Source organism: Thiomicrospira microaerophila, from assembly GCF_023278225.1.
Taxonomy (GTDB): Bacteria; Pseudomonadota; Gammaproteobacteria; order Thiomicrospirales; family Thiomicrospiraceae; genus Thiomicrospira; species Thiomicrospira microaerophila_A.
In genome coordinates this window covers 622,668-642,228 of record NZ_CP070959.1, presented here as the reverse complement: position 1 = coordinate 642,228, position 19,561 = coordinate 622,668, and the positions used below count along the sequence as shown (strand labels likewise).

The window sequence follows — 19,561 nt, the reverse complement described above, 5'->3', positions numbered from 1 at the left end:
CCCAAAGGAACGCCAATGAATACGCACCAACTCGATGCCAGAGGTTTAAAATGCCCGATGCCGGTGATTAAACTGCAAAACCTAACCCGTCAAGTCGCCAGTGGCGACAAGATTGAAGTGTACTGTACTGATCCGGCTGCAGAAAAAGATATTCAAAGCTGGTGTCGCATCAATAAGCATCAATTTATTGACGCGCACTACGACAGCCAGGCCTGGTTAATTCAAATACAGGTTAGATGAGGCAGTGTAAACAATAAATTTAGCCATGTCTAACTAAAGAATTAGTTTAAATTATTTAGAAATTGGATTATAGTTATGACCATGATCAAAGTTGAATAAACGGAGCGGGTATCAATGACATTAAACAACTACACTAAAAATCAGTTTGTGCTCAACGCGCTAAATAAATCCCTCTCTCTTATAGTATTGGCAAGTTTAATTATTCTATCCCCCCACCTGTATGCCAACCCAAATCACTCGCTAGAAAAGCAATCCCTTGAATTACCTTCGCCGATTCAATCTAGCAGCGTGCCTTCAGAAAAGCTTAAACAGCCGCTTAACTTACAAAGTCGAGAATTTACGATTGGACGCAACCAAAGTTTAAGCCATGCATTAAATGGAATAGACAAAGCCCCCCAAGTCAGCTACCAAATCAGTCGCCTAGAAAATGCGCATTTTTTCACACGCCTTAATGTGGGTGACACACTCGTTATCTGGACGGATGAAAACAACCAGCTCCATAAAATCGACCTACAAAAAACGCGAACACTGAGTCATCACTTAACAATAGAAAATGATCAGATGGTCATTTCTAGCTATCAGCGCCCAGTTGAAACACGCATCACTCAAGCCTCGGCAAACATTGATAACTCACTCTACCTTGCAGGGCGTGCAGCAGGCTTAAGCTCAAACTCGATTATGAACCTTGCCGATATTTTTGCTTGGGAAGTTGACTACAGCCGCGAATTACGCGCAGGAAACCAACTGAATATAATCTATGAACGCCAATACCTAGACAATGAATACATTGGTGATGGCAAAATTCTCGCCGCAGAACTCATCGTTGGCACTCGCCAGCGCCAAGTTAAAGCCATACGCTTTGAAAAAGACGGTGAGCTGATTGGTTATTTTGACGATCAAGGTGAAAACCTGCGCAAAGCCTTTATGCGCAATCCAATCAACTACACTCGGATTAGTTCACGCTTCCAAAAAAACCGTTACCATCCTGTACTGCAAGAAATTCGTGATCACAAGGGCGTAGACTATGCGGCACCGACCGGCACTCCCATCTATGCGGCTGGTGACGGCACGATCAAATTCAGAGGCTGGGGCAATGGCTATGGCAACTACATCATCATTCAACATGCCGGACGCTATGAAACTGTTTATGGTCACATGTCACGCTTCGGTAAATTCCGCCAAGGTCAACAGGTTAAGCAAGGTGAAGTGATCGGCTATGTTGGCATGACTGGTCTCGCAACAGGTCCACACTTACACTATGAGTTCCGCATAGATGGTGTTCATCATGACCCGCTAACCGTCAAATTCCCGAATGCCGAACCCATTCCAAAACAATACAAGCAAAATTTTCTTGAATATGCGGCTGTAATGCAAGCGCAACTTGAACGCATCAACCCAGATGCAACCAAATTGGCATTTAAATTTGAGTAATCCGCCAAAAAAAAATCTCTACATAGGGCTTATGTCCGGTACCAGTGCTGACGCTATCGATGTCGCGCTGGTTCAAATTGAATCAAAAACGATTCAACTTATTGACTTTATCGACTACCCTAACCCACAACAAACCGCACTCTACCAACTCAATCAACAACCTCAGATAACCCTCAAAGCCCTTGCAAAATTACATGCTCAACTTAGCCACACCTTTGCCGATGCCGCGCAAAGCATAATAAAAAAACATCGACTTACCCCTGACGATATCCTAGCCATCGGCAGCCATGGACAAACGATTTATCATGCCCCTGAATACGGTATCAGTCTGCAAATCGGACACCCAGCCATCATTGCAAAACGAACCGGCATAAAAACCGCAGGTGATTTTAGAATCGACAATATGGCAGTTGGAGGCCAAGGGGCACCTCTTGCCCCTGCGTTCCATCACGCCCTTATTCAACCTCAACAACCCACCCTTGTTATCAACATCGGTGGCATCGCCAATATCAGCCTTCTCAAACCGGAGCAAGCTCCAATCGGTTTTGACACCGGGCCAGGCAATGGCCTGATGGATGAGCTCTGCCAGAAGCATTTCAACCAACCCTACGACCAAAACGGACAACAGGCAGCGCAGGTTAAACCCAACACCGCTTGGCTAAATCAATTACTCCAAGACCCCTTTTTTAAACAAGCAGCCCCCAAAAGCACGGGGCGTGAATACTTTAACCAGGCCTGGTTGACAAGAGCGCCCACCTCTTTATCTGCGTTGGAGCAACTCTCAACACTTAACCAACTTACGGTAGAAACCCTCGCCAAGGCCATTGAACAGATACCTGAACTACCTACACCGACTCCCTGCTACATATGTGGAGGCGGCGCTTACAACACCACCCTAATCCAACGCCTAAAAACTAGATTACCCAAGCTTGCGATTCAAACCACTGAAACCATCGGTATAGATCCTAATGCCATCGAAGCCATGATGATGGCATGGTTAGCCTACAATCGAATCAACCACCTCCCCACCCCTCTAAAAGCGATTACCGGCGCGCATAAAGACACTCTACTGGGCGGCCTCTGGCACCCAGATTAAACCATTAAACCCCAAAAACACTCCCAACTCATACCACTTACACTAGTTGGTCTATGCTGTATTTGAACAGCAAGATAATCCCGAAATTGATATCGATCTTGCAATGGCAATTAATAGACTTAATCCTATTAACAAATCACGAATACACGCACCGCCCAAGGGGTTAGAAAAAGAGATGAACGCACCTAATTCATAATATCCAAGTTATTGAACATGCCAGCAGTCCAATGTTTGCCGTATTGACAATGGCCGACTATGAGCGCCTAAGAAAGTCGGATGATGGTAAATGTCACACGCTACCCCATGACAACGTTGTCAAGATGAACCTTGGGCAAGGATATAGCTTATTAAAAGCATGGCGCACTCACTTTGGATTGTCTCAGTCTGAACTAGCACATAAAGCAAAGTGCACCCAAGCACAAATAGCCAACTTTGAGGCAGAGAAACAAATTCCTAGTGCTGATACACTTTTGAGATTGTCCCAAGCGTTAGCCGTTAGTGCGGATTTACTGATAGAGATAGAAAATTAAGCCATGACACCGGAACACCTTGACCTTGAGGCCATGGCAAAAGACATAGAAGCGGATGCCGGCCAGCCGATTGATGGCCTAACGGATAGCCTAAAAGAAATACAGATCGGAATTGGTAAGGTTACACCTCTGAGCAGCTGTTATTGAGAGTGACACGTAAAAACCTTAAAGCCAATACAGACGAATATGGAGAAATCGATTAAAACATCACTACCGACCTTTAAAAACTAGGAACAGGGTAAAGCAAAGATCTACCATATGAAACCGTTTACAAGAACACCAATTCGCTGATCTTAGAATTCCAACTTTTGTCAAAAAATCTTTAATGAAATATATGATTTATAAAATTGGTACGACCGAGTGGATTAGAACCACCGACCCCCACCATGTCAAGGTATTATTCAGAGTTAAGCCTTTCAAGAAGATAACCCCTAAAATCCTTATAAATCAACGATTATTCAAGATTCCTATTCTTTTGTTTTCTTGCGTTTTACTTGGTTTTGGTTATCATAGTGGTCAGTTTTTGGTCAGTTTTTTTGAAAGGCATCATTATGGCAGCAAGAAGTATCACTTCGATAACACAAAACAAGGTCGAGCAGTTTTTAAAGACAGCCAGCCTTAACGATACATTATCTTGCGACAAGATAAGCGGGTTTGAATTGGTGAAGAACCCCAAGGGCGCATCCTATCGTTTGCGCTACACCGCCCCCAATCGCAAGCGAAGAAGAATCGTAATTGGCAAGGTTGCCGAGCTGAAGCCGAATCAGGCTGCGCAAGCTGCGTTAGAATTAAAAAACGAAACCGATCCACTGGATAAAGTAAAAGAACAGCGTCAAGCGCATGTTGCCGCGCAAATTGTTTCTGCTCAGCGCACCCTTGGCAATTATCTTGACGGCCTTTACAGCAAACACCAAGCCCGCAAGCGATCTGGGCACGAAACCCTTAATATGATCCGCAAGAACTTTGCGCACCTGCTTGACCGTGACATGGCAAGTATTAAAACGGCTGATATAAAGAACTGGCAGCTTCAGCGTGAACAAGAGGTTGCCTTTTCAACCATTCAACGCGCCTATGGTGCGCTCAAGACCTTGCTCTACAAAGCGATCGAGGATGGTGTACTTGAAGCCAATCCGTTGCCAACGAAATCACCACTAGAACGCCCTCACTATGAAGAAGTGGATAAACAACTTAACAGCCAAAATAAACGCCGCCTACTGACCGCGGCAGAACTCACCCAGTTATTTAACGGCATCGAAGCCTACAATGCTGAACTAAAACGCCAGCGAGCGCATTCAATTCAGCGAGGGCGTACTTATCTTGAACCACTAGCTGATAAACGTTTTGCTCACTGGTCGATTCCATTCACCTATCTAGCCTACTATACCGGTATGCGCACCGGCGACATCAGGTCATTGACTTGGCAAAACCTAAATCTGAACTTTAGACGCTTAAGCTTCACACCCAGTAAGACGAGCCATCATCATAACGCGATTAACGTCACCTTAGACCTGCCAGATTCAATTATTGAACTGATGAGCGCATGGTATCGGCAACAAAATAAACCGCCATTAACAGGCTTGGTATTTCCTTCTGATGTTACTGACAAGCCTTTAGACAAGAAAGCGCATATTACCCATTGGGAAAAGATTCGCAACTTAGCAGGCCTGCCGGATGATTTAGATTTTTATTCACTGCGTCACCACTGGATCAGCACTTTGCTACAAACCGAGAACTTGCTACAAGTAGCACGTATGGCGGGTCACAAATCAATCGAGATGATTGAGAAACATTATGGTCATCTTATCCCCGACCGCGCCAAAGGTGCGCTACAAGCCTTTGATGTGGTCACCAGTTCCTATGAAAAAAAAGGAGTTACAAAATGATTTTAGAAAAGACAGAGCTTGAAGAATACCCAAGACACTTTTACGCTGGTACTGATGAAATCCTACCAGATGGAAGTAGACTCTTAAATAAACCTGTGTCGCCTTATTTCTCTTCCAAAGAAGAAGTGCTGGATTGGATTCAAACTTACACCGGTGATTTAGAAATATATGGCTTCGAAGTTATGACAATTCGATAAATTAAGTGGTATAAAAAAGATATATTGATATAATTGGTGTACAAATGAATGAAATTAGATGGCAAACCAAGGCTATTAAACAGTTGCTGAAAATTGGGGTTAAACCCATCCAGCAAAGAATTAAAAATGCGGTAACAGAAGAATTGACCGACTTAAGCCAAGCCCGTAATGTGAAGGCCTTAAAAGACCATCAACATCAATACCGCCTTAGAGTAGGCAACTACCGTGTGCTATTCAACCATGAAGCCACAATAGAAATAATATCCATTGAAGAAGTGAGAAAACGAGATGAGCGCACTTACTAATGTTCAAATTATTGAACAAGGCGGATACCCCGCTTTTGCTGTTATACCTTACGAAGATTTTGTAACCCTCACCAAAGAGCGTTACAACGAGCAAACCGTTCCGCATGAAGTTGTCAGCAAAATGATTGATGACGACATGACTATTTTCCAAGCATGGCGGGTTTTTAAGAAAATGACACAACAAGAAGTCGCAGAAAAAATGGGCATACCGCAATCCAATGTTTCTCGGATCGAGAGTGGTAAAACCTCACCAAGTTTTCAAACAATCAAGGCCTATGCTAAAGCCCTAGGCGTTGCGCCAGAACAGTTGGATTTGGACTAACAATTGTTAAGCCGTTCCAAAGGCATGACGGAAATTAGTCAGCGCACCGGACTTGGCCGCGAAAGCCTGTATAAGTCATTCGGTGAGGGTAAGCATCCACGATTTGAAACCGTCTATAAGGTCATCAATGCGCTAGGCTTAGAGTTCCGCTTACAGCCGCAGGCAAAGAGTGCTTAGTCCAAATTCACGCGAGGAGGCAACATGCCAAGAAGTAAAGTTATTTCATTTAATGAACACGTAAGAAGGTTGTCCGATGAACGCAAAATCCAAGGATTATCGGATGTAACTCCTGAGGTTATTCATCAAAAAATAGACGAAGGCTATCTGTTCAAGGTTACTGTATCAGATGAAATGGCGGGCTATTGGCAGTCAAAACTGAACAATGACCCTGATGACGATACCGCAAAACGTATCTTGTATATTTACAAATCCAACAACGTAATAATTGATGGTGTGGGTTATGACAACCATGACCAGTGCTTTTGTTTAACCTCCGTTAATGCTGATGATTTTGTTTTTGATCTTCCGGATGGTTTCTATATTCGCACCCAAGAGCAACTTGATGCTATGAATACGAGCACTAGAGCGAATGAGTCCATAACCTCATTCTTCGCAGAACTTTACCAAGCAGATGCCAGCAATAATCAAAAACCCGCAGAGTTGAATGATCAGCAACTTGAATTGAGAAGAGGGATTACAAAAAAATCACCGAGACCACCTGCCGAAGCTTTAAAACTTATTCAATTAGCCAGAAAAAAGCTTGGGCTTGGAAATAGTGCTAAACCTGACGAAATTTACAGCTGGCTTAGAATGGAAAGTGAAAAAGCTAACTCGGATCCATTGTTCGAGCTTCTTGAATTTACGGATGCTAATGGACAGGCAGTTGCTCATTACGTAGAAGCAGATGTTAAAAAAACCGTTAGGGATAATGTTGTTTTAATTTGGAGTGATCGGCCTAGAACGGGCGGTACTTTCGAAAACTGGTGTTCTAAATCAAAAAAATTAGACTAATTTTTCACAGCTTCACAGTGTGAAATTTACTGTGAAAGCCATTTGGATAATCCGCGGCAAGGACAAAGCATAGAACGATGTTCATTAACTTGCCAATTATGGAGATATCTTATGGCGACAATTAATTATCGTAAAACAAAACATCAATCTGCTAACGCAGCACTTTCACACTTTCTTAATGGCCAACGCTTTTCACGCCTAAATTTACCGGAAGATGTGGGTTGTCAAAACGCAAGCCTCCATTCAATTGTTTCAACCATTCAAAACAAGTACTTCATCCCCATTGCCAGTGAATACAACGAGCAAGGTGTTTGTGAATACTGGATGGAAACGCACGAGATTGATCGCTTCTACAATGACCGAGAAGAACAACGTCAGCAAATGAAAGATGAAGTTCAATTGCGTGGTGTTATTCGTGAGGGTAAAAGCGTTCTAAGGCTTGCTGAAAGGCTTGCTACAAATAGTGATGGGATTCAGTTATTACTTCAAGCACTTGATGGCAAAGGTCGGTTTGCTGAACTGGTTGCCAAGGCAGCCAATGAAGTTTATGGCAACACGGCTAACCAAGGGGGTGCGGTATGACTGTCAGCACTTCGTCAACAATGCCCGAAATCAATTTAACGAATCTTGTTTTTGATGCGGTAACGGCGGCATTAAAGGTTTATCAGCCAATTGAGCCGGAAATACTTCGACCCAAGCAAGTACAGCAACTACTCAACTGTTCGCGGTCACACCTTGACCATATCAGTGAAACCGATCCTACATTCCCAAGACGCATCACGCTTGGTAATCGCTGGACAGGCTACCGGCGCAAGGACTTGCTCAAGTGGATTGAATACAAAGCCAACGGCAAAACCTAACCCTTAATCAATCAAACCAACCAGCCCGCGAAATGCGGGCTTTTTTAAATCGATTGATGAGGTTAAGTTATGACTATCACCCCTTTTGCCCAATGTTCAGCATTCGTCAATGCCTGCCTTCTTTATGAAGCGCAAGATGACTACTGGATTAAACAAACCCGTTTATATTTACAGCGTCAATTTAACATAATACAAGACCCTAAGCCTAGCGGTTTTAGTTCAGCGGTTTTATCCAACTCAATAACCCTTGAACCCTCACCAGGCCTGGTTGAAGAACCTTTCGAGAGTGGAAGATTAGCGCGGATATTTCTATTATCTAAGGAGATGCCTGATCCAGCTAATAACGAAATGAACACTAAGCAATTTGCGGGCGCGAAAACGCAAAAAAGACCGCCAGCAAAGAGAAGCAAATCGGGGATAAATCGAAAACATATCAGCCACCAAAATACCATTGAAATTAATGGGCAGCATTATCCAGTCAATAGCAAACCAACCGGCATTTACACCGCTATGCTTAAACCAGCTATTGCGCAATATTTTATTTGTCGTGAGAAATGGCGCAGAGTGTTAGCCATTCGAGTTGACCTTCACATTCATGTTTATTTTGACAACAATGCGCGGATGTCGCACTTAATGAAAATTCTGATCCGCAAGTTAAAGGGCGTTTATAACCTTAAAGAAGTCGGTTACTACTGGGCGCGTGAAGTTGAGAAATCAAAAAAACAGCACTACCACATAATGCTATTTTTGGATGGCAATAAGGTTAAGCACTCTTTCAATGTAATCAGAATTGCTAAAGCCCTCTGGGTAGAAAACTGGGCTGGATAGCATTACATCCCGACCATTAAAAAACCTTTTAAACTTGGTTTCGACAAATCTACAGATGACAAGATTATCGAACGTATGAGTTATTTCGCTAAGGGGCGTGGCAAGGGTTATCGTAATCCTCAAGCCAAAGATTACAGTACATCAAGGCTCAAGCCGGTGAAATAAAGTAATGATTGCGCACCCTAGTCAATACTACCTATAATCACTAAAGTATAATTCTTCACGGTTAAGATTGAACTTAACAGCCTAAACACATAGCGAGGACAAGATGAAACCATCACCAGAACTACAGGCTTGGTTAGATCAGCGCAATAAAGCACTAACATTAAAAAGACGCATTGCTGATGACGGTGGTCATATTATGCTGCGCGCTGACAGCTATGACCCAGACGCGCTTACTGAACCGCTTAAATCAGAAGCTCATGCGTACCTTGATTACATGGCCGCGCAACGCAAAAAGGGAGAAGAATCGAGATGAAGTTAAAACAACAAATCTGTGCCGCTGCGTTAGCGTTGTTTTTGGCAGTGCCTGTTTATGCGGATTTTGATGAGGGCCAGAAGGAGTTTATGGCTGGAAATTATGAACAATCTTGTCGAGCGTATAAAGATAGCGCATTGTCGGGAGATAGTCGTTCTCAATTTTCTTTAGCCCTAATGTGCTATGAAGTCGGCCTAGGCGCTACTCAAGACTACGAGAAAGCGGCTTATTGGTTTGAGAAAGCTGCCCAACAAGGCCATATCGAATCCAAAAATAGCTTGGCTTTGCTTTATGAGAGCGGCAATGGTGTAGATCAGGACTATCAGAAGGCCATCTACTGGTATGAGCAAGCTGCGAAAAAAGGTCATGTCAACGCGCAATTCAAGTTAGCTTTGCTTTATTACAACGGTCAAGGCGTAGCGCAAGACTTTAAGCAAGCTTTCCGCTGGTACGAACAAGCCGCAAAACAAGGAGATGCCGGTGCTCAAAATAACTTGGCTTCACTTTATGACAACGGACAGGGGATAGCGCAAGATTACAAGCAAGCTACCTACTGGTACGAACAAGCAGCAAAACAAGGTTATGCCAAAGCGCAATTCAATTTGGCTCAGTTTTATTACGATGATAGAGGTGTTCAGGACTACAAATTAGCGCTGTACTGGTACGAGCAAGCAGCAAAACAAGGTTATTCCAACGCACAGTTTAACTTGGGTGCGGCTTATGCCAATGGCCTAGGCGTTCTTCAAGATTTTATTCAAGCGCACAAATGGATGAATATTGCTTCAGCAAGTGGCCATCAAGACGCAAGAAGAGTCCGTGATCAAGTTATTGCGCCTAAAATGACACCGCAGCAAATTCAGCAGGCTCAAGCCTTGGCGCGTACCTTCTTAAACGGTGAAGTTGCGCCAGAACCTAAAGCACCGCAACCGGCTGCGCCATCGATTACCACCGGTTCGGGATTTGTCATCAGTAAAGGTGGGCAGATTGTTACCAATGCGCATGTGGTCGAGGGCTGTAAGTCCATTAGCGTTGAATTAGGCAATCAACAAACCAGTGCCACACTTCAAGCCGCAGACAACACGAATGATATGGCGATTTTAAAGTCATCACTTACAACAACCAGGCCTGCTAATCTTGCGGCTGGTCGCATCACGCTTGGACAAACGGCCTATGCGATGGGTTATCCTTTGCGAGGCTTGTTGGGGCAAGACTTACAGATGACCAACGGCATTATCAGCGGATTGAATGGTCTTCAAAACGATTTCCGTTATTATCAGATTAATGCCGCTGTTCAATCCGGCAACAGTGGCGGTCCATTGCTCAACGAGCAGGCTAATGTGATTGGCATTGTTAGCATGAAGCTGAATGTGGCTTTCGTCAATGAGTTAGTAGGTGACTTACCGCAGAACGTCAACTTTGCGATTAAATCAACGCAACTTATGGGCTACCTTGATGCCAACAGCGTGGACTATCAAGTAACCAGTTCAGGGCAAAAATTATCAAGCAGTCAAGTTGCCGAACGCGCGCGCGAGTTTACAGCTTTTATCACCTGTGAGAAATAACCTTCAAAAACACTGGATGCTATAATATCCAATTATTGACCATACCCCTTGCTTATTGGATATAATAACATCCACAAGCAAAGGGGTTTCTATGAACAACATTACACTTCACATCCATATCGGTGAACGGCGCACGACCGTTACGCTCCACCCTACTCTATTCCAGCTTGCCAGCCTTAAACTGAGTGGTCAGATGACCGCAAAGGCGGAAGTCGGTAAATGGCTCAGCCAAACCCTTACCGCGCAACTCGGTGAGAACCACCCGAAGAATCGAGGCGCAACCAACGGCCTAACCAAGTACGCCACGGATGCGATTATATCCATCATTGCCGATGCGCAACTTTATGAGCAATGGCAGTCTATTCAATATGGGGGCGATGAATGAAATTAACCGGTAAACAACAGCACTTTGCCCAAGCCTATGTTGAACTAGGCGGCAACGCCACTGAAGCCTACAAGCAGGCCTATAATGCGCAGAACATGAAGCCCGAAACCATTCACCGCCAAGCGCATGAGTGTGTCAATCACCCCAAGGTTTCCGCACGGATAGACGAACTTCAAGCCATAGCAGATGAACTCGCCATGAAGAAGTTTGAAGTGAGCATTGAGGAAAAAATGAAACTGCTGTGGCAAATCGCACAAGACTGCGCCAGCTCATCACAAGATGACCATGGCGCGATCAAGGTCAGTAATCCATCAGCGGCTATTTCAGCTATTGCCGAACTCAATAAAATGTCAGGTCACAACAAGCCGATCAAGTATGAAGATGAAACCAAAATCAGTATGCCGGACTTAATTGAACTCGTAGCGGCTGAAGAAGAGTGGTATAGGAAAGATCAAAAACAAATATAGATTTGCGCTTAGCGGTCAGTTTTTGGTCAGTTATTTTTAAAATTAATGAAAACAAAGACAGGATTGTTGTTATCTGGGGTTGTAAGTCGCTGAATTGTAAGGATTATTTGGTACGACCGAGTGGATTCGAACCACCGACCCCCACCATGTCAAGGTGGTGCTCTAACCAACTGAGCTACGGTCGTATATTTTGAAGTTATACGAACTTGTTTGGTACCAGTGGCCGGACTCGAACCGGCACGCTTTTAAGGGCACCGGATTTTGAATCCGGCGTGTCTACCAATTTCACCACACTGGCATGCTTTGAAATGTGTTGCGGATTATAGAGAGGCGTTAGCCTCTTGTCAAGCAGACTTAATGATTCTTTGATAAATCTTTACTTGGCTAACTCTATCAACGCGACAACCAAGGTGCATCAACTTACTTTTGCGCCATTTAAAAATAACTTGACCGCATGTTTTAGCACCGCTTCACATTTTTCTGGGGTTATCGACTCACCAAATAAGGCTCTAAAATGCAATGGACCTTTAATCATTTCAACAAACTGATAAGCTGCGATTTCACAATCGTCAAGCTGTAGCAATCCGGCTTGGGTTTGTTGCGCTAAAAACCGACTTAAAATCTTATTCAACCGATGCGGGCCATATTGCATAAAAATGCGTTGAATTTCAGCGTGATCCGCACCCTGCTCGCTGAGCACTAAACGATAAATAGCCAAGGCTTCTTTTTCAAACATCATCTGCTGCAGTTGGCGACCAAAGTTGAGTAGTGAGGTTTCAATGTCCTCGGTCCATAAACCTTTTTCTTCAAAATCGTAGAAGGCTTCATAGGTGATTTTTTGAAAGAAGGCTTCGAACAATCCCAGCTTGTTGCCAAAAAACTTGTAGATCGTACCCAAGGAGCCACCGGAGCGTCGCACAATTTCATTAATACTCGCGCGGGCATAACCTTGTTCGATAAAAACCTGCTTGGCCGCGTCAAGTATTTTTTCATGGCGCTCAGAACCACGCTTAGTATTAGGCAAATAATCTGTTTCCATAATCTCGTCTTTTTATTTCAGCCTATCATTATAACGAATTGTTGCACATTCGTTGACTTGCAATAAGTGTAATGAATGCTACACTACACAAAGTATATTTTTAATTAACCCAACAGAGTTTTTCTATTATGACAAGACGTACCACCCAACCCACCTTTACCGCCTGGTTTTTGGGATTGAGCTTTATGATATTCACACCCTATGTGATCGCCGAAACTCCACCCGCTATGCCTGTTAAGATTCAAGTAATTGAAACGACTCATGTTGCCTTAAACTATGAATACCCTGCACGGGTACAAAGTGCAAATCAAGTAGAAATTCATGCGCGTGTGAATGGTGAGCTGTTAAAACAACACGTCACCGACGGTCAAAATGTAAAGGCGGACGATCTTTTGTATAGCATTGACGCTCGCACCTATCAGGTAGCTGTTGATAAAGCGCAAGCGCAAGTATTGACAGCACAGGCGCAATTACGCCAAGCAGAACGCGAAAAACTTCGTGTTGAAGGTTTATTTAAAGAAAAAGCCGTGAGTGCACAAGAACGTGACCAAGCGCTATCGGCTTATGAACTTGCACAAGCAGGCCTGGTTGGCGCAGAGGCAGCATTAAAAGAAGCTCAAATTTACTTGGATTACACTCAAGTACGCGCACCGATTAATGGCATCACCGGCCAAAAACAACAAACGATTGGCGATTTAGTCGGTCGTGATTATAACCGCAGCCTTTTAACCACCCTCACCCAGCTGGATCCGATTGAGGTGCATTTTACGATTGGCGAGCGCGAGTTTATTGAGCGTCAGCAACAGTTGCAACAGGGTATTTTGCGCTTTAGCCAAGGCGAACAACTGAGCGCGCAGGTAACCCATTTGGGTAATCAGCTAAGGGGGGGGATTGATTTTGCCGATCATCAAATTAATCCACACACCGGCAGTGTCAGTTTAAGAGCGCGTTTTGCTAACCCAAATGCCGCACTGCTGCCGGGTGCGTTTGTGCGTATTCAGCTCGGCGGCATTGAGGCGGTCGATGTGATTCAAATTCCGCAATCGGCGGCGCTGCAAATTGGCTCGCAGGCGTTTGTCTATGTGATCAAAGATGGCACAGCGCAAATGGTGCCGGTAGGTTTGCAACGCGCGGTGGGACAAACCTGGTTGGTGGACAGCGGTTTAGCGGTGGGCGATCAATTGATTTTAAACAACCTGATTAAATTGCGCCCCAATACGCCGGTTCAAGCCGTGCAAGCTAGTCACAGCACACACAGCGCTGAATAATTCGCCTAGGAGCCTTGTCGATGTTTTCTAAATTTTTTATCGAACGCCCGGTGTTTGCGATTGTAATGTCGGTGATTATTGTTTTGGTGGGCTTAATGAGCTTGCGCGATTTACCGATTTCCGAATACCCCGAAATTGTGCCGCCACAAATTACCGTGTCCACCAGTTATCCCGGAGCCAGTGCCGAAACCATTGCTGAAACGGTGGCCGCACCGCTAGAGCAACAGCTTAATGGCATTGAAAATATGCTGTACATGAACTCAGTCGCCTCCTCGTCCGGTACGGTCACGGTGAGCCTCACCTTTGAGGTCGGCAGTAATATTAACGAAGCCTTGATGGATGTGAATAACAAAGTGCAGTCAGCGATTAACCGCTTGCCAGAAGAAGTCCAACGCGTCGGGTTACAAGTCAATAAACGCTCACCAAGCTTGTTAAAAGTGATTGCGATGTATTCTGAAGATGCCAGCCGCGATACGATTTTTATGGCCAACTATGGCTTGATTAATGTGGTGGACGAGCTGAAACGGATTCCGGGTATTGGTGAAGTGCGCCAATTTGGGGCCAAAGACTACTCGATGCGCATTTGGCTAGACCCAAATCGGATGGCGCAATATGGCATTGCACCGGGCGATGTGGCGCGGGCGATTCGAGAGCAAAATTCGCAGTTTGCCGCCGGACAAATTGGTCAAGAGCCGCTATTTAATGAACAGGCGTTTACCTACACGATTATTACCGAGGGGCGCTTAAATCAACCCGACCAGTTTGAGAATATCGTGTTGCGCGCCAATGACGATGGCGGGATGCTGCGGATTAAGGATGTCGCCCGCGTGGAGCTGGGAGCTGAACTCTATAACTTTGAAGCGACCTTTAACGGCAAACCGACCGTGCCGATTGGGATTTTCTTGCAAGCCGATGCGAATGCATTGGAGGTGTCGAAATTGGTGGATGACAAGATGGCCGAGTTGGCCGAGCGTTTTCCGCAGGGCGTGAATTACGCGATTCCTTACGACACCACCACCTTTGTGAAGGTGTCGATTCAGCAGGTGTTTTATACCTTTATTGAAGCCCTGATTCTGGTGTCGTTTATTGTGTTTTTGTTTTTACAAAACTGGCGCGCCACCTTTATTCCGCTCTTGGCGATTCCGGTGTCGGTGATTGGCACCTTTATTGGGTTTGAACTGCTCGGTTTTTCGATTAACCAGCTGACGCTATTTGGGATGATTCTCGCCACCGGCATTGTGGTGGATGATGCGATTATTGTGGTGGAAAACGTCGAACGGATTATGCGTCAAGATAAGCTGAATGCCAAAGATGCAACGATTAAAGCAATGCGCGAGCTGACCAGCCCGCTGATTGCGATTGTATTGGTATTATCGGCGGTGTTTATTCCGGTTGGTTTTGTTGGTGGTTTTACCGGCGAAATGTATAAACAGTTTGCGATTACGATTGTGGTGTCGGTGGCGATATCAGGCCTGGTGGCGCTGACGCTCACGCCGGCGCTTTGTGCCAGTATGCTTAAAGACCATGATGATAAACCCAGTCGATGGTTTGGTTGGTTTAACCGTTTGTTTGAGTGGCTGAGTGATCGCTTTAGTGACGGCGTGGCGAAGGTGATGCGCTATAGCTTGCTAAGTTTACTGTTGTTTGTCGGCTTGGGGTATTTAGCCGTGCAACAATTGCAGGCTCTACCATCGAGCTTGGTGCCGCAGGAAGACAAGGGCAGTATGTTTGTGGTCAGTTATTTGCCGCCTGCCGCATCCCTTTCTCGCACGATTGAGGTGCGTGATCAGGTCACCGAACAGGTGTTGGCACATCCGGCGATGGAAAACTTTATTCATTTTGCCGGTTTTGATTTGCAAACTTTCACTAACCGCACCGATTCAGCCGCTGGGTTTGCGACCCTGAAACATTGGGACGAGCGCACAAGCCCTGATATGCATATTGATGGGGTGGTTGGTCAGTTGTTTGGCCAGTTTATGCAAAATGATCAAGCCTTTAGCCTGCCGCTGGCGATGCCGACGATTATGGGCATGAGCATGACCGGCGGGGTCGAAGGGTATTTGCAAAACCGCATTGGTGCGGATTATCAACAGCTTGGCGAGGTGATGGATCAGATTGTGGCGGCTGCGAATCAGCGCCCGGAACTGCAACGGGTGCGCACCACTTTCTCGACTAAAACCCCGCAATATCAAGCGATATTGGATCGAGAAAAAGCCCAAACCTTACAGGTGCCGATTAACGAAGCCTTTGCAGCGATGCAAGCGACCTTTGGTAGCCTGTATGTGAATGACTTTAACCTATTTGGCCGCACCTTCCGGGTTAATTTACAGTCTGAAGGTGACTATCGCGAAAGCGCCGACAACCTGAAGGATGTGTTTGTGCGTTCTAGTCGTGGCGAGATGATTCCGCTGGATAACTTAATTCGCTTTGAGCGTATTACCGGCGCGGATGTGGTTGATCGTTTTAACCTGTTTCCAGCGGCTAAAATTATGGCTGAACCACAACCGGGCTTTACCTCTGCCGATGCGATGATGGCGTTGCAACAGGTGGTCGATGAGATTGCGCCGGATGGCTTTACGCTTGGCTGGGTGGGCGAAGCCTATCAAGCCGAAGCGGCAGCGGGGAGTGGCACGCAAGCGTTTTTATTTGGCCTACTGATTGTGTTTTTGATTTTGGCGGCACAATATGGTCGCTGGACCTTGCCGTTAGCGGTGGTGATGGCGGTGCCGTTTGCGGTGTTGGGGGCAGCTTTGGCGACCCAATGGCGCGGACTGGACAATGACATTTATTTTCAGCTTGGTTTGCTGACGCTAATTGGTTTGTCGGCCAAAAATGCGATTTTAATTGTGGAGTTTGCGATGCAAAAACGCGCACAGGGTATGGAACTTAGACTGGCGGCGATTGAAGCCGCGCGGATGCGCTTCCGCCCGATTGTGATGACCTCACTCGCCTTTACCATGGCCGCGATTCCGTTGATGATTAGTGAAGGCGCGGGAGCGGCGGCACGTAATGCGGTCGGCACCGGCGTGGTGGGTGGCATGATTCTCGCCACCTTCTTAGCGCCCTTGTTTATTCCGATGTTTTTCCACTGGATGGCGAGCTTTTCTGAATGGTTTGATCGCAAACGCCAAGCTACGCCTAAAGGAGCCGTCTAATGAGCCTGTTTTTTAGCAAAACCTCTTGCGTGACTTGTCGCACGACTAGCCGCATGACAAGCTTAACGGCGGCCATTGCCTTAGCTGCTTTAGCAACTGGCTGCTCGCAAATTCCGAACTATCAAGCGCCTCAAAACGATTTGCCACAGCACTTAACCTTCGCCGAAAATTTAAAGCTGGATAATCCGTTAAATGACCAGGCCTGGTGGCAAAGTTTTGCCGATCAACAGCTAACGAAATGGCTGGAACAAGCGCTCGCGAACAACCACGATTTAGCGGTATTGGATCAGCGTTTAGTGCAGGCGCAAGCGGTGCTCACGCGCGGTCAAGCAGACAGGCTGCCCAATGTGATAGGACAAGCAGGCCTGGGTCGCCAACAAACCAGTGATAATGCTTTTCCGACTAACCAGGGTACCACCTTCAATAGTTTTAACCTAGATGGTTTAGTGAGTTATGAAGTCGATTTATGGGGCCGAGTTCGCGCCCAACAACAAGGCCTGGTTGCACGCTATCAAGCGCTGGCTTCGGATCGTCAAGCCGCACAATTAAGCTTAACCAGTGCGGTGGCGCAGCACTATTTTAGCTTGCAGGCTTTGGATGAAATGGTACTGATTGCACAAAATACCGTGGTGTCGCGCCAAGAAAATTTACAACTGCGCCAGCGTCAATTTGAGCTGGGGCGTCTTACCCCCTTGGCGGTGCAACAGGCCGAAGTGGAATTGAGTCGCGTGGAGGTTGAACTGATTCGTTTACAGGCTGAGCAAGACCAACAGCGTAACGCCCTGAGTGTATTGTTAGGCCATAAACCGACCCAACAACTTGCGATGGCACAATCACATCCCGAATCGAACACACGGTTTATTGATTTAACCCTGCCGCCCCTGCAGCTTGATTGGGACAGTCAGCGGTTGTTACAACGACCGGATGTTATCGCTGCGGAACAACGCCTGCAAGCCGCCAACGCCGATATCGGTCAGGCCCGCGCCGCCCTATTTCCTAGCGTTCAACTCAACGCCCTGTTCGGGATCAACAGTGTGGATTTAAACAGTTTATTTGATTCAGATGCGCTGCAATGGCGTGTAAATGCCGGTTTAACGGCTCCGATTTTTAATGGCGGTGCGTTACGCGCACAAGTTCAAATCACGGAGGCCGAACAACAAATTATCCTGTTAGATTATCAACAAACTCTGCGCCAAGCCTTTGCTGAAACCCTGAATGCCATCAGCCAACTAAACCGTGCCGATGCGCAACTGGCGGCACAACAGCGTCAACTTGATGCCCTGCGCAAAACGCTGGACTTAGCCCAAAAACGTTTTGATGCCGGCTATTCGAGTTATTTAGAAGTGCTCGATGCACAACGCGCATTATTTGATGCTGAAATTGCGATGGTTCGCACCCAGCGCGACCTTAGGTTGGCGCGCATTGCGCTCTATAAAGCACTCGGAGGCCATGCTCAGGCCGCCACATGATCCACGCTAAGTCTGCTCGGGACTTAGCCATGGCTTTAGTGTTGTTGGTTTGTTTTAGCCAAGTCGCTGCCTTCGACACAATCCAACAAACGGATAACCGCTACCGTTTTGTACTCACTAACGACAATGATTCCCTCGCCTTATTGAGCACAGACCGCCTCTATACCAATGGTATTAGGCTCACCATGACCCACAATAGCGCTAACCAAGCCCCTATATGGCTGCAAACATTGGGGCAATGGCTGCCTTGGTTTCCGAGTCATCAGCCAACACGTCATGCTTATACCATTGGACAAAGCATGTTTACGCCTGAAGACATGAGTCAGTCTGAGTTCTTGCCTGATGATCGATTGTATGCAGGCTGGTTATATGTCACCACCGACCTGAGTAGCATCAATGACAATAAGTTTGATATTTTCTCCCTAACGCTTGGAATTGTTGGGCCTGACTCACAAGCTGAAGCATCACAAAAAGGGATACACCAACTGATTGGCGCAGAAGACCCCAAGGGCTGGAACAATCAATTGGATAATGCGGTAGGTTTTAATTTAGCCTATCAACGCAGTTGGCGGGTATTTAAAGTCCAGCGCAACCATCACAGCCTATTTGATTTGACCCCCTATGTGAGCGGTGCGCTCGGCTCTATCTATCGGTATGCAGGCACGGGCATCAACCTGAGATTCGGCCCAAATCTAATGGATGAGTACGGTTTACCCAAATTTCAATTTGGACTGCCGATCACCAACCTTTTAGCCCTATCTCGGTCAAAACACTTTAACTGGTATGGGTTTAGTGGCATCGAAGTACGCTATGTGGAACATAACTATTTTTTGAAAGGCAATAGCGCGTTAACCCGCCAAAGCCAAATTCAACCTAACCCTTGGATAGGTCAGTTTCAAGTAGGGGTAGTATTTGACTGGTCACGCTTTAGCCTGACTCTTAATCAAATGCTGCAAACAAAAGAATACACAACACAAACGCAAGCACACAATATCGGCACCCTATCCTTTTCAATTAAGTATTGAAAAGGATAAC

23 protein-coding genes and 2 tRNA genes are annotated in these 19,561 nt (G+C 45.9%); 22 read left to right on the top strand and 3 right to left on the bottom strand.

The window, feature by feature from the left end:
- Window positions 1-15 precede the first annotated feature (15 nt).
- From JX580_RS03125 to JX580_RS03045, 18 genes are all read left to right on the top strand, one after another.
- Entirely contained in the window at window positions 16-240 is a 225-nt protein-coding gene (locus JX580_RS03125) for a sulfurtransferase TusA family protein (RefSeq protein ID WP_248851340.1), read from the top strand.
- 114 nt (window positions 241-354) lie between these two features.
- Window positions 355-1,671, top strand: a complete 1,317-nt coding sequence (locus JX580_RS03120; protein WP_248851339.1) for a M23 family metallopeptidase — start codon at window positions 355-357, stop codon at window positions 1,669-1,671.
- On the top strand, window positions 1,640-2,767 hold the full coding sequence (locus tag JX580_RS03115; protein WP_283103599.1) for an anhydro-N-acetylmuramic acid kinase: 1,128 nt from the start codon (window positions 1,640-1,642) through the stop codon (window positions 2,765-2,767). The genes JX580_RS03120 and JX580_RS03115 overlap by 32 nt, the downstream gene beginning before the upstream one ends.
- A gap of 227 nt (window positions 2,768-2,994) precedes the next feature.
- Window positions 2,995-3,297, top strand: coding sequence for a helix-turn-helix domain-containing protein (locus JX580_RS11965; RefSeq protein WP_432758396.1), 303 nt, complete (start codon window positions 2,995-2,997; stop codon window positions 3,295-3,297).
- A gap of 3 nt (window positions 3,298-3,300) precedes the next feature.
- Window positions 3,301-3,444 (top strand): hypothetical protein, encoded by a 144-nt coding sequence (locus tag JX580_RS03110; RefSeq protein WP_248851337.1) that lies wholly within the window; start codon window positions 3,301-3,303, stop codon window positions 3,442-3,444.
- Window positions 3,445-3,848: 404 nt separating this feature from the next.
- Window positions 3,849-5,180 (top strand): tyrosine-type recombinase/integrase, encoded by a 1,332-nt coding sequence (locus JX580_RS03105; RefSeq protein WP_248851336.1) that lies wholly within the window; start codon window positions 3,849-3,851, stop codon window positions 5,178-5,180.
- A complete protein-coding gene (locus tag JX580_RS03100; RefSeq protein ID WP_248851335.1) occupies window positions 5,177-5,377 on the top strand; it encodes a hypothetical protein in 201 nt (66 codons plus the stop codon). Before JX580_RS03105 ends, JX580_RS03100 begins: the two co-directional genes overlap by 4 nt.
- A gap of 44 nt (window positions 5,378-5,421) precedes the next feature.
- On the top strand, window positions 5,422-5,682 hold the full coding sequence (locus JX580_RS03095) for a type II toxin-antitoxin system RelE family toxin (RefSeq protein ID WP_248851334.1): 261 nt from the start codon (window positions 5,422-5,424) through the stop codon (window positions 5,680-5,682).
- On the top strand, window positions 5,666-6,004 hold the full coding sequence (locus tag JX580_RS03090; RefSeq protein WP_248851333.1) for a helix-turn-helix domain-containing protein: 339 nt from the start codon (window positions 5,666-5,668) through the stop codon (window positions 6,002-6,004). The genes JX580_RS03095 and JX580_RS03090 overlap by 17 nt, the downstream gene beginning before the upstream one ends.
- Window positions 6,005-6,007: 3 nt before the next feature.
- On the top strand, window positions 6,008-6,181 hold the full coding sequence (locus JX580_RS03085; protein WP_248851332.1) for an addiction module antidote protein: 174 nt from the start codon (window positions 6,008-6,010) through the stop codon (window positions 6,179-6,181).
- Window positions 6,182-6,205: 24 nt separating this feature from the next.
- On the top strand, window positions 6,206-7,015 hold the full coding sequence (locus JX580_RS03080) for a hypothetical protein (protein WP_248851331.1): 810 nt from the start codon (window positions 6,206-6,208) through the stop codon (window positions 7,013-7,015).
- A gap of 111 nt (window positions 7,016-7,126) precedes the next feature.
- Window positions 7,127-7,597, top strand: a complete 471-nt coding sequence (locus JX580_RS03075; RefSeq protein ID WP_248851330.1) for a hypothetical protein — start codon at window positions 7,127-7,129, stop codon at window positions 7,595-7,597.
- Complete coding sequence (locus tag JX580_RS03070) at window positions 7,594-7,875, top strand: helix-turn-helix transcriptional regulator (RefSeq protein ID WP_248851329.1); 282 nt, start codon at window positions 7,594-7,596, stop codon at window positions 7,873-7,875. Before JX580_RS03075 ends, JX580_RS03070 begins: the two co-directional genes overlap by 4 nt.
- 69 nt (window positions 7,876-7,944) lie before the next feature.
- Window positions 7,945-8,703 (top strand): YagK/YfjJ domain-containing protein, encoded by a 759-nt coding sequence (locus tag JX580_RS03065; RefSeq protein ID WP_248851328.1) that lies wholly within the window; start codon window positions 7,945-7,947, stop codon window positions 8,701-8,703.
- Between the two features lie 268 nt (window positions 8,704-8,971).
- Window positions 8,972-9,181, top strand: coding sequence for a hypothetical protein (locus JX580_RS03060; protein WP_248851327.1), 210 nt, complete (start codon window positions 8,972-8,974; stop codon window positions 9,179-9,181).
- Window positions 9,178-10,743 (top strand): trypsin-like peptidase domain-containing protein, encoded by a 1,566-nt coding sequence (locus tag JX580_RS03055; RefSeq protein ID WP_248851326.1) that lies wholly within the window; start codon window positions 9,178-9,180, stop codon window positions 10,741-10,743. Before JX580_RS03060 ends, JX580_RS03055 begins: the two co-directional genes overlap by 4 nt.
- Before the next feature lie 91 nt (window positions 10,744-10,834).
- Entirely contained in the window at window positions 10,835-11,128 is a 294-nt protein-coding gene (locus JX580_RS03050) for a hypothetical protein (protein WP_248851325.1), read from the top strand.
- Window positions 11,125-11,595: a terminase small subunit gene (locus JX580_RS03045; RefSeq protein WP_248851324.1), complete on the top strand. Its 471-nt coding sequence runs from the start codon at window positions 11,125-11,127 to the stop codon at window positions 11,593-11,595. The genes JX580_RS03050 and JX580_RS03045 overlap by 4 nt, the downstream gene beginning before the upstream one ends.
- A 108-nt stretch (window positions 11,596-11,703) precedes the next feature.
- Here the strand turns inward: JX580_RS03045 and JX580_RS03040 are convergent.
- The 3 genes from JX580_RS03040 to JX580_RS03030 all read right to left on the bottom strand — a co-directional run bounded on the left by JX580_RS03040 (window position 11,704) and on the right by JX580_RS03030 (window position 12,634).
- Window positions 11,704-11,780, bottom strand: a tRNA-Val gene (locus tag JX580_RS03040).
- 26 nt (window positions 11,781-11,806) lie between these two features.
- Window positions 11,807-11,893: transfer RNA gene (locus JX580_RS03035), tRNA-Leu, on the bottom strand.
- Window positions 11,894-12,010: 117 nt separating this feature from the next.
- Entirely contained in the window at window positions 12,011-12,634 is a 624-nt protein-coding gene (locus JX580_RS03030; RefSeq protein WP_248851323.1) for a TetR/AcrR family transcriptional regulator, read from the bottom strand.
- Between the two features lie 128 nt (window positions 12,635-12,762).
- On the opposite strand from JX580_RS03030, the gene JX580_RS03025 reads away from it, so the two are divergent.
- The 4 genes from JX580_RS03025 to JX580_RS03010 are packed head-to-tail and all read left to right on the top strand — an operon-like array spanning window position 12,763 to window position 19,551.
- Window positions 12,763-13,902: an efflux RND transporter periplasmic adaptor subunit gene (locus tag JX580_RS03025; protein ID WP_248851322.1), complete on the top strand. Its 1,140-nt coding sequence runs from the start codon at window positions 12,763-12,765 to the stop codon at window positions 13,900-13,902.
- Window positions 13,903-13,922: 20 nt separating this feature from the next.
- The gene (locus JX580_RS03020; protein ID WP_248851321.1) at window positions 13,923-17,057 is read left to right on the top strand and encodes an efflux RND transporter permease subunit; all 3,135 of its coding nucleotides are present in this window, start codon (window positions 13,923-13,925) and stop codon (window positions 17,055-17,057) included.
- Entirely contained in the window at window positions 17,057-18,526 is a 1,470-nt protein-coding gene (locus JX580_RS03015; protein ID WP_248851320.1) for an efflux transporter outer membrane subunit, read from the top strand. The genes JX580_RS03020 and JX580_RS03015 overlap by 1 nt, the downstream gene beginning before the upstream one ends.
- Window positions 18,523-19,551, top strand: coding sequence for a lipid A deacylase LpxR family protein (locus JX580_RS03010; protein ID WP_248851319.1), 1,029 nt, complete (start codon window positions 18,523-18,525; stop codon window positions 19,549-19,551). Before JX580_RS03015 ends, JX580_RS03010 begins: the two co-directional genes overlap by 4 nt.
- The last annotated feature ends 10 nt before the right edge of the window (window positions 19,552-19,561 follow it).

What these genes read in the sequence shown, in the direction of transcription:
- JX580_RS03125 (WP_248851340.1), top strand. Translation starts at nt 16, where the DNA reads ATGAATACGCACCAACTCGATGCCAGAGGTTTAAAATGCCCGATGCCG.
- JX580_RS03120 (WP_248851339.1), top strand. Translation starts at nt 355, where the DNA reads ATGACATTAAACAACTACACTAAAAATCAGTTTGTGCTCAACGCGCTA.
- JX580_RS03115 (WP_283103599.1), top strand. Translation starts at nt 1,640, where the DNA reads ATGCAACCAAATTGGCATTTAAATTTGAGTAATCCGCCAAAAAAAAAT.
- JX580_RS11965 (WP_432758396.1), top strand. Translation starts at nt 2,995, where the DNA reads ATGTTTGCCGTATTGACAATGGCCGACTATGAGCGCCTAAGAAAGTCG.
- JX580_RS03110 (WP_248851337.1), top strand. Translation starts at nt 3,301, where the DNA reads ATGACACCGGAACACCTTGACCTTGAGGCCATGGCAAAAGACATAGAA.
- JX580_RS03105 (WP_248851336.1), top strand. Translation starts at nt 3,849, where the DNA reads ATGGCAGCAAGAAGTATCACTTCGATAACACAAAACAAGGTCGAGCAG.
- JX580_RS03100 (WP_248851335.1), top strand. Translation starts at nt 5,177, where the DNA reads ATGATTTTAGAAAAGACAGAGCTTGAAGAATACCCAAGACACTTTTAC.
- JX580_RS03095 (WP_248851334.1), top strand. Translation starts at nt 5,422, where the DNA reads ATGAATGAAATTAGATGGCAAACCAAGGCTATTAAACAGTTGCTGAAA.
- JX580_RS03090 (WP_248851333.1), top strand. Translation starts at nt 5,666, where the DNA reads ATGAGCGCACTTACTAATGTTCAAATTATTGAACAAGGCGGATACCCC.
- JX580_RS03080 (WP_248851331.1), top strand. Translation starts at nt 6,206, where the DNA reads ATGCCAAGAAGTAAAGTTATTTCATTTAATGAACACGTAAGAAGGTTG.
- JX580_RS03075 (WP_248851330.1), top strand. Translation starts at nt 7,127, where the DNA reads ATGGCGACAATTAATTATCGTAAAACAAAACATCAATCTGCTAACGCA.
- JX580_RS03070 (WP_248851329.1), top strand. Translation starts at nt 7,594, where the DNA reads ATGACTGTCAGCACTTCGTCAACAATGCCCGAAATCAATTTAACGAAT.
- JX580_RS03065 (WP_248851328.1), top strand. Translation starts at nt 7,945, where the DNA reads ATGACTATCACCCCTTTTGCCCAATGTTCAGCATTCGTCAATGCCTGC.
- JX580_RS03060 (WP_248851327.1), top strand. Translation starts at nt 8,972, where the DNA reads ATGAAACCATCACCAGAACTACAGGCTTGGTTAGATCAGCGCAATAAA.
- JX580_RS03055 (WP_248851326.1), top strand. Translation starts at nt 9,178, where the DNA reads ATGAAGTTAAAACAACAAATCTGTGCCGCTGCGTTAGCGTTGTTTTTG.
- JX580_RS03050 (WP_248851325.1), top strand. Translation starts at nt 10,835, where the DNA reads ATGAACAACATTACACTTCACATCCATATCGGTGAACGGCGCACGACC.
- JX580_RS03045 (WP_248851324.1), top strand. Translation starts at nt 11,125, where the DNA reads ATGAAATTAACCGGTAAACAACAGCACTTTGCCCAAGCCTATGTTGAA.
- JX580_RS03030 (WP_248851323.1), bottom strand. Translation starts at nt 12,634, where the DNA reads ATGGAAACAGATTATTTGCCTAATACTAAGCGTGGTTCTGAGCGCCAT.
- JX580_RS03025 (WP_248851322.1), top strand. Translation starts at nt 12,763, where the DNA reads ATGACAAGACGTACCACCCAACCCACCTTTACCGCCTGGTTTTTGGGA.
- JX580_RS03020 (WP_248851321.1), top strand. Translation starts at nt 13,923, where the DNA reads ATGTTTTCTAAATTTTTTATCGAACGCCCGGTGTTTGCGATTGTAATG.
- JX580_RS03015 (WP_248851320.1), top strand. Translation starts at nt 17,057, where the DNA reads ATGAGCCTGTTTTTTAGCAAAACCTCTTGCGTGACTTGTCGCACGACT.
- JX580_RS03010 (WP_248851319.1), top strand. Translation starts at nt 18,523, where the DNA reads ATGATCCACGCTAAGTCTGCTCGGGACTTAGCCATGGCTTTAGTGTTG.